The organism is Agrobacterium rosae (genome assembly GCF_002915175.1).
Classification (GTDB): domain Bacteria; phylum Pseudomonadota; class Alphaproteobacteria; order Rhizobiales; family Rhizobiaceae; genus Agrobacterium; species Agrobacterium rosae.
Window position 1 is genome coordinate 1 of record NZ_NXEJ01000007.1, and the last position, 13,890, is coordinate 13,890.

A 13,890-nucleotide genomic window follows, 5' to 3' on the forward strand; every position below is an offset into this window, starting at 1 on the left:
GGAAGTTCGCGAACTTCTGTCGTCCTACGACTTCCCAGGCGACGATATTCCAATCGTCAAGGGTTCGGCTCTTGCCGCTCTTGAAGACTCTGACAAGAAGATCGGCGAAGACGCGATCCGCGAGCTGATGGCTCAGGTCGACGCCTACATCCCAACGCCAGAGCGTCCAATCGACCTGCCGTTCCTGATGCCAATCGAAGACGTGTTCTCGATCTCTGGCCGTGGTACGGTTGTGACGGGTCGCGTTGAGCGCGGTATCGTCAAGGTTGGTGAAGAAGTCGAANGGCCGTGGTACGGTTGTGACGGGTCGCGTTGAGCGCGGTATCGTCAAGGTTGGTGAAGAAGTCGAAATCGTCGGCATCAAGGCAACTTCGAAGACGACGGTTACCGGCGTTGAAATGTTCCGCAAGCTGCTCGATCAGGGCCAGGCTGGCGACAACATCGGCGCACTGGTTCGTGGCGTACAGCGCGATGGCGTTGAGCGTGGTCAGATCCTTTGCAAGCCAGGCTCTGTCAAGCCGCACAAGAAGTTCATGGCTGAAGCCTACATCCTGACGAAGGAAGAAGGCGGTCGTCATACACCGTTCTTCACGAACTACCGTCCACAGTTCTACTTCCGTACGACTGACGTGACCGGTATCGTTTCGCTTCCAGAAGGCACGGAAATGGTTATGCCAGGCGACAACGTGACTGTTGAAGTCGAACTGATCGTTCCGATCGCGATGGAAGAAAAGCTGCGCTTCGCGATCCGCGAAGGCGGCCGTACCGTCGGTGCCGGCATCGTGGCTTCGATCGTCGAGTAATAGGGCAGGCGGTGCCTTGGCATCGCGGCTATAGCGCCGGGCTTCGGTCCGGCGGTTGAATAGTGGACGATGGCGGTGTGAAAAGCACCGCCATCGAACGTTTTATAAAAAGCGTTGTGACGTTGCATTTTTAAGGCTTGAAAAATTCTGTGAAAGCGCGTAAACGCGCACTCACACTCACCAGTTGGATTCGCAACACGTAGCGGAGCCTGGTGATTCAACTTTACAGACTAACGAAATGATTGGAGTGCCTTTCGCGCTCCTCTTGATTTTTGAAAATCTGCGGCGCCACGATCAACAGGTTCATGTATTTCCGCGTGCGGAAATCCAAAGACAAAGAACAAGGACAAGACGAATGAACGGCCAGAATATCCGTATCCGCCTCAAGGCGTTTGATCACCGGATCCTCGATGCCTCTACCCGTGAAATCGTGTCGACCGCCAAGCGCACCGGCGCCAGCGTTCGCGGCCCGGTTCCATTGCCTACCCGCATCGAAAAGTTTACCGTTAACCGCTCTCCTCACGTTGACAAGAAGAGCCGTGAGCAGTTCGAAATGCGGACGCACAAGCGTCTTCTCGATATCGTTAACCCCACTCCACAGACAGTCGATGCTTTGATGAAGCTCGATCTGGCTGCAGGCGTTGACGTGGAAATCAAGCTCTAAGACCTCGGCCTGACCTTGCGAAAGTAAGGGCCGATATAACAAGGAAGGTACGTGGAGCAATCCAACGTCTTCCAATCCGGAGACCGGAAACGTCGTGAGATGTCGAAGGGAACTCCTTAACAAAGGCCACAGAGGGTTTTCCCTTCAAGGCTCGCAAGAGGATTGAACCAATGCGTTCAGGTGTGATTGCACAGAAAGTGGGTATGACCCGGGTCTATAACGACGCCGGTGAGCATATCCCAGTAACGGTACTGCGTTTGGACAACGTGCAAGTTGTTTCCCAGCGCACAGAAGACAAGAATGGCTACACCGCAGTTCAGCTCGGTGCCGGCCAGTCCAAGGTCAAGAATACGACAAAGGCACTCCGCGGTCACTTTGCCGCTGCCAGCGTCGAGCCGAAAGCAAAGCTCGTTGAGTTCCGGGTTTCCCCCGAAAATCTCATCGACGTCGGTGCAACACTGACCGCAGATCATTTTCAGACAGGCCAGCTCGTAGACGTTACCGGCACCACGATCGGTAAAGGTTTTGCTGGTTCGATGAAGCGTCACAACTTCGGTGGTGGTCGCGCATCGCACGGTAACTCCGTCTCGCACCGTGCCCATGGTTCGACTGGTTCGAACCAGGATCCGGGCAAGGTCTGGAAGGGCAAGCGCATGGCTGGTCACATGGGCCACACACGCGTTACCACCCAGAATCTGGAAGTGGTTCTGACCGATGAGGGTCGCGGTTTGATCCTCGTGAAGGGCGCCGTTCCCGGTTCCAAGGGTTCCTGGATCATCGTCCGCGACGCCGTTAAGTCGGCAGCGAAGTAAGGGAGCCTCATCATGGAATTGAACGTCAAAACCCTCGAGGGAAAAGACGCCGGCACGGTATCCCTGTCGGACGAAATTTTCGGCCTCGACCCACGCCAGGATATCCTGGCCCGCATGGTTCGTTACCAGCTCGCCAAGAAGCAGCAGGGAACGCACAAATCCAAGAACCGTTCGGAAGTTTCCCGTACGGGTGCAAAGATGTACAAGCAGAAGGGTACGGGCCGCGCTCGTCACCACTCGGCTCGCGCACCGCAGTTCCGCGGCGGCGGCAAGGCCCACGGCCCAGTCGTTCGTAGCCACGCTCACGAACTTCCTAAGAAGGTTCGTGCACTCGCTCTGCGTCACGCTTTGTCTGCTAAGCTGAAGTCCGAAGAACTGATCATCGTCGATCAGCTCGTTGCGACCGATGCAAAGACAAAGGGCCTGCTTGGCCACTTCGCAACGCTTGGCCTGACCAACGCTCTCGTAATCGGTGGCGCAGAACTTGATGGCAACTTCAAGCTCGCAGCTCAGAACATCCCTAACGTGGACGTTCTGCCGATCCAGGGCATCAATGTTTACGACATCCTGCGCCGCGGCAAGCTCGTGCTGTCCAAGGCTGCGGTTGAAGCCCTCGAGGAGCGGTTCAAATGACGGATCTTCGCCACTACGATGTGATCGTATCTCCTTCGATCACGGAAAAGTCGACGCTGGTCTCTGAACAGAACCAGGTCGTATTCAACGTCGCCAAAGACGCTTCGAAGCCTGAAATCAAGGCTGCAGTCGAAGCGCTCTTCGGCGTCAAGGTCACGGCAGTGAACACGCTTATCCGCAAGGGTAAGACTCGTCGTTTCCGTGGATTCGCTGGTAAGCGTAAGGATGTCAAAAAAGCCATCATCACGCTGGCCGAAGGTCAATCCATAGACGTGTCCACCGGACTCTAAAAGGTTAGGCCCAAGCGGGCAAAGACCCAAAAGGGAACAAATAAAATGGCATTGAAAAGTTTCAATCCGACCACGCCAAGCCAGCGTCAGCTGGTTATCGTGGACCGGTCTTCGCTCTACAAGGGCAAGCCGGTAAAGGCTCTTACAGAGGGCCTCAGCTCGAAGGGTGGCCGTAACAATCAGGGCCGGATCACCGTTCGTTTTCAGGGCGGCGGTCACAAGCGGACCTACCGTCTGGTAGACTTCAAGCGTCGTAAGTTCGACGTTGAAGGTACGGTCGAGCGTCTGGAATATGACCCTAACCGCACCGCATTCATCGCGCTCGTGACATACACGGACGGCCAACAGGCTTACATTCTCGCGCCACAGCGTCTCGCTGCCGGTGACAAGGTGATCGCCTCCGAAAAGCAGGTGGACGTGAAGCCAGGCAATACAATGCCTCTTCAGTACATCCCAGTCGGATCGATCATCCACAACGTCGAGATGAAGCCAGGCAAGGGCGGTCAAATCGCTCGCTCCGCCGGTACGTATGTTCAGCTCGTTGGTCGCGATGCAGGGATGGCGATCCTTCGCTTGAACTCCGGTGAGCAGCGTCTGGTGCATGGCTCTTGCCTCGCATCGATCGGCGCTGTCTCGAATGCCGATCATGGCAACATCAACGACGGCAAAGCCGGTCGTTCACGCTGGCGCGGCAAGAAGCCTCACGTTCGCGGTGTCGTGATGAACCCTGTCGATCACCCTCATGGTGGTGGTGAAGGTCGTACGTCTGGTGGTCGCCATCCGGTGACTCCGTGGGGTAAACCCACAAAGGGCAAGCGGACTCGCTCCAACAAGTCGACCGACAAGTTCATCATGCGTTCGCGCCATCAGCGCAAGAAGTAAGAGAGGAACTCTCAAATGGCTCGTTCAGTATGGAAAGGTCCGTTTGTTGACGGTTATCTTCTCACTAAGGCTGAGAAGGTACGCGAAGGCGGACGCAGTGAAGTGATCAAGATCTGGAGCCGTCGCTCCACGATCCTGCCTCAGTTCGTTGGTCTGACATTCGGCGTCTACAACGGCAGCAAGCATGTACCCGTCTCTGTCAACGAAGACATGGTCGGTCACAAGTTCGGTGAATTCTCTCCGACCCGGACCTATTACGGTCATGGTGCGGACAAGAAGGCAAAGAGGAAGTAATCATGGCGAAGGCTAATACCGAACGCCGGTTGAAGGACAATGAGGCTCAGGCCATTGCCCGTACGCTTCGCGTCAGCCCCCAGAAACTTAACCTAGTTGCCGCTCTTATCCGTGGTAAAAAGGTTGATCGCGCTCTCGCCGAGCTCGAATTTTCTCGCAAGCGTATTGCTGCCACCGTCAAGAAGACGCTGGAATCGGCAATCGCGAATGCAGAAAACAACCATGACCTCGACGTCGACGCTCTCGTCGTCGCCGAGGCCTATGTTGGCAAGTCCATCACCATGAAGCGTTTCCACGCTCGTGGCCGTGGTCGTGCATCGCGCATCGAAAAGCCTTTCGCACACCTCACGATCGTCGTTCGCGAAGTGGAAGAAAAAGGGGAGGCCGCATAATGGGTCAGAAAATCAATCCAATCGGCTTCCGCCTCGGTATCAACCGCACTTGGGATAGCCGCTGGTATGCAGACACTGCCGAATACGGCAAGCTTCTGCACGAAGACCTGAAAATCCGTGCTTACCTGATCAAGGAATTGAAGCAGGCCGGCATCGCCAAAGTCGTCATCGAACGTCCGCACAAGAAGTGCCGCGTGACCATCCACTCGGCTCGTCCGGGTCTGATCATCGGCAAGAAGGGTGCAGACATCGAAAAGCTTCGCAAGAAGATTTCCGAGATGACTGCTTCTGAAACGCACCTCAACATCGTTGAAGTGCGCAAGCCGGAAATCGACGCAACGCTCGTTGCACAGTCGATTGCCCAGCAGCTCGAACGTCGTGTGGCTTTCCGCCGCGCTATGAAGCGTGCTGTTCAGTCCGCTCTGCGTCTGGGTGCCGAAGGCATCAAGATCACTTGCGGTGGTCGTCTCGGCGGCGCTGAAATCGCTCGTACCGAATGGTACCGCGAAGGTCGCGTTCCTTTGCACACGCTGCGTGCAGATATCGATTACGGTGTAGCAGAAGCTACAACGGCGTTCGGTATTTGCGGCATCAAGGTCTGGATCTTCAAGGGCGAAATCCTTGAGCACGATCCGATGGCTTCTGAACGTCGTGGTCTAGAAGGCGATGCACAGGGCCCTGCAAGCCGTGAGCAGCGCGGTGATCGTGGCGACCGTCGCCGCGAAAACGCTTGATTGACGCTGGCGAAAGATAAGCTCGGAGAAGTTAGAAAATGTTGCAGCCAAAGCGTACTAAGTACCGTAAGCAGTTTAAGGGTCGCATTAAAGGTGTGGCCAAGGGCGGCTTTGACCTGGCATTCGGTGAATTCGGCTTGAAGTCGCAGGAACCGAACCGCGTTAACGCGCGCGAGATCGAGGCGGCCCGCCGCGCGATCACGCGTTACATGAAGCGCGCTGGTCGTGTGTGGATCCGCGTATTCCCAGACACTCCGGTTACGGCGAAGCCGACCGAAGTTCGTATGGGTAAGGGCAAGGGTTCTGTTGAATACTGGGCATGCAAGGTCAAGCCCGGTCGTATGATGTTCGAGATCGACGGTGTTTCCGAGGAGATCGCCCGCGAGGCGCTTCGTCTCGGCGCTGCCAAGCTCTCGGTTAAGACGCGCTTCGTTCAGCGCATCGCAGAGTAAGGAGCAGGCACCATGAAAGCCGAAGACGTTCGCGGCCTCAGCGCCGATCAGCTCAAGGACAAGCTTGCCGACCTGAAGAAAGAGCAGTTCAACCTGCGCTTTCAGAAGGCAACCGGCCAGCTGGAAAAGTCCTCGCGCATCGACGAAGTCCGCAAGGACATCGCCCGCGTGAAAACCATTGCCCGCCAGAAGGCGGCAGAAGCCAAGGCCTAAAGGAAGAATAATATGCCTAAACGCATTCTGCAGGGCGTCGTTGTGTCCGACAAGAACGAGAAGACTGTCGTAGTTCGTGTTGAGCGTCGATTCGCTCACCCGCTGCTTCAGAAGACCGTTCGTCGCTCGAAAAAATACAAGGCGCACGACGAAAACAATCAATACAAGGTTGGCGATACCGTTTCCATCGAGGAATGCGCGCCTATCTCCAAGGACAAGCGCTGGACGGTTATCGCCGCCCAGGCTTAATTTCGACAGAAATTCGCGCAGCACCTTGCTATATGCGCGAAAGTCTGTATGAAGCAGCGCAAGGACGCTCGTTCACGGGCGTTCTTTTGCTTTGATGCGCACGGAAGGTCCGTTAGGAAACCACCCTGTCACGTTTATTCCGCGCGAAAACAGAGACATTTCATAAGCTGGAACAGGGGGCCGTTTTTGCCCAACCGGTCCGGTAACAACAAGAAGGCGACCTGACATGATTCAGATGCAAACAAACCTCGACGTGGCGGATAATTCCGGCGCACGTCGTGTCATGTGCATCAAGGTGCTGGGCGGCTCGAAGCGTAAGTATGCTTCCGTTGGCGACATTATTGTCGTTTCGATCAAGGAAGCAATTCCGCGCGGCCGCGTTAAAAAGGGCGACGTGATGAAGGCGGTTGTTGTGCGTACCGCTAAAGACATCCGCCGCGCTGATGGCAGCGTCATCCGTTTCGATAACAACGCAGCTGTTCTTATCGACAACAAGAAAGAGCCGATCGGCACCCGTATCTTCGGACCGGTTCCACGCGAACTTCGCGCTAAGAACCACATGAAGATCATCTCGCTGGCTCCAGAAGTACTGTAAGGAGCGATAGCGATGCAGAAAATTCGTAAAGGCGACAAGGTTGTCGTATTGACCGGTAAGGACAAGGGCCGTACCGGCGAAGTAACACAGGTCTTGCCGAAAGAAGACCGGGCTTTTGTGAGTGGCGTAAACATGGTGAAACGTCACCAGCGCCAGACCCAGGGCCAGGAAGCCGGCATCATCAACAAGGAAGCTTCCTTGCACATCTCCAACCTCGCCATCGCTGATAAAGATGGTAAGCCAACTCGCGTTGGTTTCCAGGTTGTAGACGGCAAGAAAGTCCGTGTTGCCAAGCGTTCGGGAGAAGTGATCGATGGCTGAGTCCAAGTACGAGCCGCGTCTCAAGGCTGAATACGTTTCCCGTATTCGCGGCGCAATGCAGGAGAAGTTCTCCTACTCAAACGTAATGATGATCCCCAAGCTGGATAAGATCGTCATCAACATGGGTGTTGGCGAAGCCACTGCCGATTCGAAGAAGCCGACAGTCGCCGCCGGCGATCTGGCTGCTATCGCCGGTCAGAAGCCAGTCATCACCAAGGCTCGCAATTCCATCGCGGGCTTCAAGGTTCGCGAACACATGCCAATCGGTGCGAAGGTTACTCTTCGTGGCGCGCGCATGTACGAATTCCTTGACCGTCTGATCAACATCGCGCTTCCGCGCGTTCGCGACTTTCGCGGGTTGAACCCGAAGAGCTTTGACGGCCGTGGCAACTTCGCCATGGGCATCAAGGAACACATTGTGTTCCCAGAAATCAACTACGATAAGGTTGATCAGATGTGGGGCATGGACATCATCGTTTGCACGACGGCGACGTCGGACGACGAAGCACGGGCTCTTTTGACAGAGTTCAACTTCCCGTTCCGTCAATAACCGTAACGACGAGCGTAGAAAAGGAACTACGATATGGCGAAAACAAGCGCAGTTGAAAAGAACAAGCGCCGCCGCAAGACGGTTGCCTCGCAGGCCGGCAAGCGTGCCGCCCTTAAGGCAATCGTTATGAACCAGTCCCTTCCGATCGAAGAGCGGTTCCAGGCAACTCTGAAGCTCGCTTCGCTGCCGCGTGATGGCTCGAAGACGCGTGTCCGCAACCGCTGCGAAGTAACGGGCCGTCCGCGCGCGTTCTACCGCAAACTCGGAATGTCGCGTATTGCGCTTCGTGAGTTGGGCAATTCCGGCAAGGTGCCGGGTATTGTCAAGTCGAGCTGGTAAGGAGACGGGCACATGACAATGACTGATCCTTTGGGTGATATGCTCACCCGCATCCGCAATGGTGCAGCCCGTCGCAAGTCTTCGGTAAACACACCTGCTTCCAGCCTTCGTGCACGCGTTCTCGACGTGCTTCAGGCTGAAGGCTACATTCGCGGTTATTCCAAGGTCGATTTCGAGAACGGCAAGTCCGAACTCACGATCGAACTGAAGTACTACGAAGGCGCGTCCGTGATCCGTGAAATCGGTCGCGTTTCCAAGCCGGGCCGCCGGGTTTATGTCTCGGTGAAGTCCATCCCGCAGGTTGCGAATGGTCTCGGCATCACAATCCTTTCGACTCCGAAGGGTGTGATGGCTGATCACCAGGCTCGTGAACAGAACGTTGGTGGCGAGGTTCTTTGCTCGGTCTTCTAAGACTGAGCAGGGATCTCCTTAACGGACAGACAGGATAGAAATATGTCTCGTATCGGTAAAAAGCCCGTTCAGGTTCCTGCAGGTGTGACGGCCAATGTCGACGGCCAGAAGATTACTGCCAAGGGTCCTAAGGGCGAACTGTTCTTCGTTGCAAACGACGAAATTCAGGTCAAGCTGGAAGATAACGCTGTTTCGGTACAGCCAGCCAACAACACCAAGGAAGCTCGTTCCAAGTGGGGCATGTCCCGCACGATGGTCGAGAACATCTTCAAGGGTGTCAAGGACGGCTACGAGCGCAAGCTCGAAATCAACGGCGTCGGTTATCGTGCGTCTTTGCAGGGCAAGAACCTGCAATTGGCTCTCGGTTTCTCTCACGATGTAGTTTACGAGCCTCCGGTCGGCATCACCATTGCTGTTCCGAAGCCGACTGAAATCATCGTTTCCGGCATCAATAAGCAGCAGGTCGGTCAGGTTGCCGCGGAAATCCGCGAATACCGTGGTCCCGAGCCCTACAAGGGCAAAGGCGTCAAGTACGCTGAAGAACGGATCATCCGCAAAGAAGGCAAGAAGAAGTAAGGATCAAGCGAAATGGCTAGCAGGAAAGAAGCACTTGCACGTCGCGCCAACCGCGTGCGCCGCCAGATCAAGGCGGTTGCTAACGGTCGCCCGCGCCTGTCGGTTCATCGCTCGTCGAAGAACATCTATGTTCAGATCATCGATGATGTGGCCGGTAAGACGCTTGCGTCTGCCTCCACACTCGAGGCAGATCTGCGCTCGTCTTTGAAGACGGGTGCGGACGTTGCAGCAGCTGCCGCGATCGGTAAGCTCGTTGCTGAACGTGCCAGCAAGGCTGGTATCAAGGATGTCGTATTCGACCGCGGCGCCTTCATTTATCACGGCCGTATCAAGGCTGTGGCTGAAGCAGCCCGCGAAGGCGGTCTGAACTTCTAAGACTTTTCCGCCCGGGCAACGTTCCGGGCGGATTTCACCGGATCATCAGGACTTCAGCAATGAAGCCGGTGGTCCATTATTGTTTGCCGTTCCACCCGCAAAAGAAAAAGGAAAAGGACAATGGCACAGGAAAAAAGAGGTTCTCGCGACGATCGCCAGAACCGCGAAGAGCGCGATAGCGAATTCGTCGACAAGCTGGTTGCTATCAACCGCGTCGCCAAAGTTGTTAAGGGCGGCCGTCGTTTCGGTTTTGCTGCTCTCGTCGTCGTTGGTGACCAGAAGGGCCGCGTTGGCTTCGGTCACGGCAAGGCTCGCGAAGTTCCAGAAGCTATCCGCAAGGCTACCGAAAGCGCAAAGCGCGATCTGATCTTCGTACCACTGCGCGATGGCCGTACGCTGCATCATGATGTTAATGGTCGTCACGGCGCTGGCAAGGTTCTGCTGCGCTCTGCAAAGGCTGGTACCGGTATCATCGCCGGTGGTCCAATGCGCGCTGTTTTCGAAACGCTCGGCGTTCATGACGTTGTTGCCAAGTCGACCGGTTCCTCGAACCCATACAACATGGTTCGTGCAACGTTCGACGCTTTGAAGCACCAGGTTCATCCTAAGGACGTTGCTGCACAGCGCGGTCTTAAGTATGCGACCCTTCAGTCCCGCCGCGCCGCTTCCGGCAACGCTGCTGAAGAATAAGGAGCAGTATCATGGCCAAGAAGACTACTGAAGCCAAGACGACTGTTACGGTCGAACAGATCGGCAGCCCAATTCGCCGCCCTGCAGTTCAGCGCCAGACGCTGATCGGCCTGGGTCTCAACAAGATGCACCGTCAGCGCACTCTGGAAGATACTCCAGCAGTTCGTGGCATGATCCGTGCTGTCCAGCATCTCGTTCGCGTCGTAGACGAGAAGTGAGACGGAGGAAGTCATCATGAAACTCAATGAAATTAAAGACAACGAAGGTTCCACCAAGGATCGTATCCGCGTAGGTCGCGGTATCGGTTCTGGCAAGGGCAAGACCGGTGGTCGCGGCGTCAAGGGTCAGAAGGCTCGTTCGGGCGTTGCAGTCAACGGCTTTGAAGGCGGTCAGATGCCAATCTACCGTCGCCTGCCAAAGCGTGGCTTCACCAACATCTTCGCTTCCGAGTATGCTGAAGTGTCTGTTGGTCGCGTTCAGACTGCTATCGATGCAGGCAAGCTCGACGCCAACGCAACGATCGATGCTGCTGCTCTCAAGGCAGCTGGCGTTATTCGTCGCCTCAAGGACGGCGTTCGCATTCTTGCTGATGGCGAGCTGACCACGAAGGTTTCCTTCGAAGTCGCCGGCGCTTCCAAGTCTGCTGTTGAAAAGATCGAGAAGGCTGGTAGCTCTATCAAGCTTCTGGTTGTTGCAGCGGAAGCCGCAGAGTAATATAAGACTTCGAACGCCCGGGGTGGTTCATTCCGGGCGTTCGCACTCATAGTTGCGTAAGCCTTTGAATCCTAATCGATTAAATGGATTATGCGGAAACTCTCAAGCGGCGCGCAAGCGAAGCGGGGAGAGCCTCACAGTTCCTAGGCACTCAAATGAGCGCTGACCGGACTAACGAAAACAGGGTGAGGCATGATTTCGGCGTGATAGCCGTCATCCGTCCGAAGCCCGGTTTTTAAACCAGTATCTTTTAGACCTTTTCCGGAATTGCCGGTTTCCGTGCCGCTGGACAAGGGTCATGCGGAGAAATTTATGGCTTCAGCAGCGGAACAACTGGCCTCAAACCTGAATTTTTCGACCTTCGCGAAAGCTGAAGATCTGAAAAAGCGCCTCTGGTTTACCCTTGCCGCACTTCTCGTCTACCGTCTTGGCACACATATTCCGCTTCCTGGTCTGAATCCGGAAGCCTATGCCCAGGCCTTCAAAGGCCAGGCCAACGGTATTCTCGGTCTCTTCAACATGTTTGCGGGCGGCGCTGTAGAGCGCATGGCGATTTTCGCGCTCGGCATCATGCCTTACATTTCCGCATCGATTATCGTGCAGCTGATGACCTCGGTCGTGCCTTCGCTCGAAGCCTTGAAAAAGGAAGGTGAAGCGGGCCGTAAGATCATCAATCAGTATACGCGTTACGGCACTGTGCTGCTCGGCACGCTTCAGGCCTATGGCATTGCCGTTGGTCTCGAAAGCGGGGCAGGGCTGGTCGTAGATCCTGGCTTGTTCTTCCGTATCTCCACAGTGCTGACGCTGCTCGGCGGCACGATGTTCCTGATGTGGCTGGGTGAACAGATCACGTCGCGCGGTATCGGCAACGGTATTTCGCTGATCATTTTCGCTGGCATCGCCGCTGGGCTACCGACGGCTCTTGCCCGGACGCTGGACTTGGGTAAAAGTGGCTCGCTTTCCACGCCTTTGATGCTGACTGTTCTCGTCGTGTGCATCGGTGTGATTGCGCTGATCGTGTTTGTCGAACGTGCGCAGCGCAGGCTTCTGATCCAGTATCCGAAGCGCCAGGTCGGCAATAGAATGTTCCAGGGCGATACGTCGCATCTGCCGCTGAAACTGAATACTGCTGGAGTTATTCCTGCCATCTTCGCATCGTCGTTGCTGCTTTTGCCCGCGACGGCAGCCGGCTTCACCAACAGCACAAATCTGCCGCCATGGGTGACGACCATTATTTCGTCCCTTCAGCACGGCCAACCGCTGTTCATGTTGTTCTATGGTCTTCTGATTGCGTTCTTTGCCTTCTTCTACACGGCAATCGTGTTCAATCCGAAAGACACTGCCGACAATCTGAAGAAGCATGGCGGCTTCATTCCAGGCATTCGTCCAGGCGAGCGCACGGCGGAATATATTGACTACGTCTTGACCAGAATCACACTCATCGGTGCTGTTTATCTTGTCTTCGTCTGTATTCTTCCTGAAACGCTTATCGCACGGACGGGTATCCCATTAGCCCTTGGTGGTACTTCGCTTTTGATCGTAGTCAGTGTAACTCTTGACACAGTGGCACAGATTCAGGGTCACCTGATCGCCCAGCAATATGAGGGTCTGATCAAGAAATCGAAACTGCGTGGAGGAAAGAGGGGACGATGAGACTGATATTTTTGGGACCGCCAGGAGCAGGCAAGGGAACACAGGCCAAGCGCTTGACGGACAAGTATGGGATTCCCCAGCTCTCCACCGGCGATATGCTTCGTGCGGCTGTCAATGACGGCTCTGAGATCGGCAAGCGCGCCAAGGAGGTGATGGACGCTGGTGGTCTCGTATCGGATGATATCGTCAATCAGATCGTATCCGAACGTATTGAGCAGCCTGACTGTGAGAAGGGGTTCATTCTCGATGGATACCCGCGCACGGTTCCGCAGGCTAAGGTGCTTGGCGAAAATCTGCGTGAGAAGAATCTCGTGCTGGATGCCGTCATCGAACTGAAGGTGGATGAAGAAGCGCTCGTGCGCCGAATCGAAAATCGCGTGGCCGAAACGGTTGCGGCTGGTGGAGCGGTTCGCTCGGATGACAATCCCGAATCGTTCCGTAAGCGCCTTTCCGAATATCGCGAAAAGACGGCTCCTCTGTCGAAATACTATGAAGAGCAGGGCGAGTTGGTGGTGCTGGATGGCATGGCCCATGTCGACCAGGTGACCCAGGCGATCGAAGCTGTGTTGGAAAAAGCACCCAGCGCCGAGGCCTCTGTCGCACGCTAATAAAGAATCTTGACGGGGCAGGTTGCTTTTTTGAACCGATTCCGTTACACCGCGCCAACTCGCGACATCCCAAGCGACTGGCGCGGATTTTCCTCAAGGGAAGGAAAGTCCGAGTTCGGTCGTTTTGACTTGTGACGAACACGAATTTTGAACTGGCGGCAAAAGAGCTGCTCAAATGAAAGCACCACTTGCCGGATGGCAACTGGAACGCAAGGAGAATAGACGTGGCACGTATCGCTGGCGTCAACATCCCGACGGCTAAGCGCGTTGTTATCGCCTTGACCTATATTCACGGGATTGGCACGAAATTCGCGCAAGAAATCGTAGCAAAGGTCGGTATTCCGGCTGAAAAGCGCGTTCATCAGCTGACGGACGCAGAAGTCCTTCAGATCCGCGAAGCAATCGACCGCGATTATCGCGTCGAGGGTGATCTTCGTCGTGAAACTTCGATGAACATCAAGCGTCTTATGGATCTCGGTTGCTACCGTGGTCTGCGTCACCGTCGCGGCTTGCCCGTGCGCGGTCAGCGCACGCACACCAACGCTCGTACTCGCAAGGGTCCAGCGAAGGCGATTGCAGGTAAGAAGAAGTAATTTTCCGGTTCTCCGGAGAGGGGAGGCTGGTGCAAGCCGCACCAGCC

24 protein-coding genes and 2 pseudogenes are annotated in these 13,890 nt (G+C 55.5%); all 26 read left to right on the forward strand.

The genetic code is table 11. The annotated features are described in order from the left end of the window. A pseudogene (gene tuf / locus CPJ18_RS27205) lies at positions 1-283 on the forward strand (elongation factor Tu); the annotation flags it as partial. A gap of 1 nt (position 284) precedes the next feature. Further along, positions 285-803 (forward strand): annotated as a pseudogene (locus tag CPJ18_RS27210) (EF-Tu C-terminal domain-related protein); the annotation flags it as partial. Between the two features lie 355 nt (positions 804-1,158). After that, on the forward strand, positions 1,159-1,467 hold the full coding sequence (gene rpsJ, locus CPJ18_RS14295) for a 30S ribosomal protein S10 (protein WP_045024701.1): 309 nt from the start codon (positions 1,159-1,161) through the stop codon (positions 1,465-1,467). Between the two features lie 170 nt (positions 1,468-1,637). Beyond that, positions 1,638-2,279: a 50S ribosomal protein L3 gene (gene rplC, locus CPJ18_RS14300; RefSeq protein ID WP_077107243.1), complete on the forward strand. Its 642-nt coding sequence runs from the start codon at positions 1,638-1,640 to the stop codon at positions 2,277-2,279. A gap of 12 nt (positions 2,280-2,291) precedes the next feature. Next, positions 2,292-2,912, forward strand: a complete 621-nt coding sequence (gene rplD, locus CPJ18_RS14305; RefSeq protein WP_103659151.1) for a 50S ribosomal protein L4 — start codon at positions 2,292-2,294, stop codon at positions 2,910-2,912. After that, entirely contained in the window at positions 2,909-3,202 is a 294-nt protein-coding gene (locus CPJ18_RS14310; RefSeq protein WP_042618531.1) for a 50S ribosomal protein L23, read from the forward strand. The genes rplD and CPJ18_RS14310 overlap by 4 nt, the downstream gene beginning before the upstream one ends. 45 nt (positions 3,203-3,247) lie before the next feature. Beyond that, complete coding sequence (gene rplB, locus CPJ18_RS14315; RefSeq protein ID WP_067643712.1) at positions 3,248-4,084, forward strand: 50S ribosomal protein L2; 837 nt, start codon at positions 3,248-3,250, stop codon at positions 4,082-4,084. A 15-nt stretch (positions 4,085-4,099) separates the two neighbouring features. Next, the gene (rpsS, locus tag CPJ18_RS14320) at positions 4,100-4,378 is read left to right on the forward strand and encodes a 30S ribosomal protein S19 (protein WP_067643709.1); all 279 of its coding nucleotides are present in this window, start codon (positions 4,100-4,102) and stop codon (positions 4,376-4,378) included. 2 nt (positions 4,379-4,380) lie between these two features. Beyond that, positions 4,381-4,770 carry a 50S ribosomal protein L22 gene (gene rplV, locus CPJ18_RS14325; RefSeq protein WP_103659152.1) on the forward strand — a complete coding sequence of 130 codons (390 nt, stop codon included), beginning with the start codon at positions 4,381-4,383 and terminating at the stop codon, positions 4,768-4,770. After that, a complete protein-coding gene (gene rpsC, locus CPJ18_RS14330; protein WP_067643703.1) occupies positions 4,770-5,504 on the forward strand; it encodes a 30S ribosomal protein S3 in 735 nt (244 codons plus the stop codon). Before rplV ends, rpsC begins: the two co-directional genes overlap by 1 nt. A 38-nt stretch (positions 5,505-5,542) precedes the next feature. Further along, complete coding sequence (rplP, locus tag CPJ18_RS14335) at positions 5,543-5,956, forward strand: 50S ribosomal protein L16 (RefSeq protein ID WP_042618528.1); 414 nt, start codon at positions 5,543-5,545, stop codon at positions 5,954-5,956. A gap of 12 nt (positions 5,957-5,968) precedes the next feature. Next, complete coding sequence (gene rpmC, locus CPJ18_RS14340; RefSeq protein ID WP_042618527.1) at positions 5,969-6,169, forward strand: 50S ribosomal protein L29; 201 nt, start codon at positions 5,969-5,971, stop codon at positions 6,167-6,169. A gap of 12 nt (positions 6,170-6,181) precedes the next feature. Next, entirely contained in the window at positions 6,182-6,418 is a 237-nt protein-coding gene (gene rpsQ / locus CPJ18_RS14345) for a 30S ribosomal protein S17 (RefSeq protein WP_077107241.1), read from the forward strand. A 226-nt stretch (positions 6,419-6,644) separates the two neighbouring features. Continuing rightward, positions 6,645-7,013, forward strand: a complete 369-nt coding sequence (rplN, locus tag CPJ18_RS14350) for a 50S ribosomal protein L14 (RefSeq protein ID WP_003495199.1) — start codon at positions 6,645-6,647, stop codon at positions 7,011-7,013. Positions 7,014-7,025: 12 nt separating this feature from the next. After that, the gene (rplX, locus tag CPJ18_RS14355) at positions 7,026-7,334 is read left to right on the forward strand and encodes a 50S ribosomal protein L24 (RefSeq protein WP_045230770.1); all 309 of its coding nucleotides are present in this window, start codon (positions 7,026-7,028) and stop codon (positions 7,332-7,334) included. Further along, positions 7,327-7,884 (forward strand): 50S ribosomal protein L5, encoded by a 558-nt coding sequence (gene rplE, locus CPJ18_RS14360; protein ID WP_077107240.1) that lies wholly within the window; start codon positions 7,327-7,329, stop codon positions 7,882-7,884. The genes rplX and rplE overlap by 8 nt, the downstream gene beginning before the upstream one ends. Before the next feature lie 33 nt (positions 7,885-7,917). Continuing rightward, complete coding sequence (rpsN, locus tag CPJ18_RS14365) at positions 7,918-8,223, forward strand: 30S ribosomal protein S14 (protein ID WP_077107239.1); 306 nt, start codon at positions 7,918-7,920, stop codon at positions 8,221-8,223. 12 nt (positions 8,224-8,235) lie between these two features. Further along, on the forward strand, positions 8,236-8,634 hold the full coding sequence (rpsH, locus tag CPJ18_RS14370; protein ID WP_042618522.1) for a 30S ribosomal protein S8: 399 nt from the start codon (positions 8,236-8,238) through the stop codon (positions 8,632-8,634). Between the two features lie 42 nt (positions 8,635-8,676). Then, on the forward strand, positions 8,677-9,210 hold the full coding sequence (rplF, locus tag CPJ18_RS14375; protein WP_067643690.1) for a 50S ribosomal protein L6: 534 nt from the start codon (positions 8,677-8,679) through the stop codon (positions 9,208-9,210). Between the two features lie 12 nt (positions 9,211-9,222). Further along, on the forward strand, positions 9,223-9,585 hold the full coding sequence (gene rplR, locus CPJ18_RS14380; RefSeq protein WP_077123218.1) for a 50S ribosomal protein L18: 363 nt from the start codon (positions 9,223-9,225) through the stop codon (positions 9,583-9,585). Positions 9,586-9,705: 120 nt separating this feature from the next. Further along, entirely contained in the window at positions 9,706-10,275 is a 570-nt protein-coding gene (gene rpsE / locus CPJ18_RS14385; protein WP_045230766.1) for a 30S ribosomal protein S5, read from the forward strand. 11 nt (positions 10,276-10,286) lie between these two features. Then, positions 10,287-10,493, forward strand: a complete 207-nt coding sequence (gene rpmD, locus CPJ18_RS14390) for a 50S ribosomal protein L30 (protein WP_045230765.1) — start codon at positions 10,287-10,289, stop codon at positions 10,491-10,493. 16 nt (positions 10,494-10,509) lie between these two features. Next, complete coding sequence (rplO, locus tag CPJ18_RS14395) at positions 10,510-10,989, forward strand: 50S ribosomal protein L15 (protein WP_067643681.1); 480 nt, start codon at positions 10,510-10,512, stop codon at positions 10,987-10,989. 312 nt (positions 10,990-11,301) lie between these two features. Beyond that, positions 11,302-12,642, forward strand: coding sequence for a preprotein translocase subunit SecY (gene secY, locus CPJ18_RS14400; RefSeq protein WP_077107237.1), 1,341 nt, complete (start codon positions 11,302-11,304; stop codon positions 12,640-12,642). After that, positions 12,639-13,250: an adenylate kinase gene (locus CPJ18_RS14405; RefSeq protein ID WP_077107236.1), complete on the forward strand. Its 612-nt coding sequence runs from the start codon at positions 12,639-12,641 to the stop codon at positions 13,248-13,250. Before secY ends, CPJ18_RS14405 begins: the two co-directional genes overlap by 4 nt. A gap of 224 nt (positions 13,251-13,474) precedes the next feature. Further along, positions 13,475-13,843, forward strand: coding sequence for a 30S ribosomal protein S13 (rpsM, locus tag CPJ18_RS14410; protein WP_067643674.1), 369 nt, complete (start codon positions 13,475-13,477; stop codon positions 13,841-13,843). Positions 13,844-13,890 lie beyond the last annotated feature (47 nt).

Bases quoted from the DNA above. Each gene is read 5' to 3' on its own strand.
- rplD (WP_103659151.1), top strand. From the start codon at position 2,292: ATGGAATTGAACGTCAAAACCCTCGAGGGAAAAGACGCCGGCACGGTA.
- rplF (WP_067643690.1), top strand. From the start codon at position 8,677: ATGTCTCGTATCGGTAAAAAGCCCGTTCAGGTTCCTGCAGGTGTGACG.
- rpsE (WP_045230766.1), top strand. From the start codon at position 9,706: ATGGCACAGGAAAAAAGAGGTTCTCGCGACGATCGCCAGAACCGCGAA.
- rpmC (WP_042618527.1), top strand. From the start codon at position 5,969: ATGAAAGCCGAAGACGTTCGCGGCCTCAGCGCCGATCAGCTCAAGGAC.
- rplV (WP_103659152.1), top strand. From the start codon at position 4,381: ATGGCGAAGGCTAATACCGAACGCCGGTTGAAGGACAATGAGGCTCAG.
- rplB (WP_067643712.1), top strand. From the start codon at position 3,248: ATGGCATTGAAAAGTTTCAATCCGACCACGCCAAGCCAGCGTCAGCTG.
- rpsC (WP_067643703.1), top strand. From the start codon at position 4,770: ATGGGTCAGAAAATCAATCCAATCGGCTTCCGCCTCGGTATCAACCGC.
- rpsH (WP_042618522.1), top strand. From the start codon at position 8,236: ATGACAATGACTGATCCTTTGGGTGATATGCTCACCCGCATCCGCAAT.
- CPJ18_RS14310 (WP_042618531.1), top strand. From the start codon at position 2,909: ATGACGGATCTTCGCCACTACGATGTGATCGTATCTCCTTCGATCACG.
- rpsN (WP_077107239.1), top strand. From the start codon at position 7,918: ATGGCGAAAACAAGCGCAGTTGAAAAGAACAAGCGCCGCCGCAAGACG.
- CPJ18_RS14405 (WP_077107236.1), top strand. From the start codon at position 12,639: ATGAGACTGATATTTTTGGGACCGCCAGGAGCAGGCAAGGGAACACAG.
- rplE (WP_077107240.1), top strand. From the start codon at position 7,327: ATGGCTGAGTCCAAGTACGAGCCGCGTCTCAAGGCTGAATACGTTTCC.
- rplN (WP_003495199.1), top strand. From the start codon at position 6,645: ATGATTCAGATGCAAACAAACCTCGACGTGGCGGATAATTCCGGCGCA.
- secY (WP_077107237.1), top strand. From the start codon at position 11,302: ATGGCTTCAGCAGCGGAACAACTGGCCTCAAACCTGAATTTTTCGACC.
- rpsQ (WP_077107241.1), top strand. From the start codon at position 6,182: ATGCCTAAACGCATTCTGCAGGGCGTCGTTGTGTCCGACAAGAACGAG.
- rpsJ (WP_045024701.1), top strand. From the start codon at position 1,159: ATGAACGGCCAGAATATCCGTATCCGCCTCAAGGCGTTTGATCACCGG.
- rpsS (WP_067643709.1), top strand. From the start codon at position 4,100: ATGGCTCGTTCAGTATGGAAAGGTCCGTTTGTTGACGGTTATCTTCTC.
- rplP (WP_042618528.1), top strand. From the start codon at position 5,543: ATGTTGCAGCCAAAGCGTACTAAGTACCGTAAGCAGTTTAAGGGTCGC.
- rplC (WP_077107243.1), top strand. From the start codon at position 1,638: ATGCGTTCAGGTGTGATTGCACAGAAAGTGGGTATGACCCGGGTCTAT.
- rpmD (WP_045230765.1), top strand. From the start codon at position 10,287: ATGGCCAAGAAGACTACTGAAGCCAAGACGACTGTTACGGTCGAACAG.
- rplR (WP_077123218.1), top strand. From the start codon at position 9,223: ATGGCTAGCAGGAAAGAAGCACTTGCACGTCGCGCCAACCGCGTGCGC.
- rplX (WP_045230770.1), top strand. From the start codon at position 7,026: ATGCAGAAAATTCGTAAAGGCGACAAGGTTGTCGTATTGACCGGTAAG.
- rplO (WP_067643681.1), top strand. From the start codon at position 10,510: ATGAAACTCAATGAAATTAAAGACAACGAAGGTTCCACCAAGGATCGT.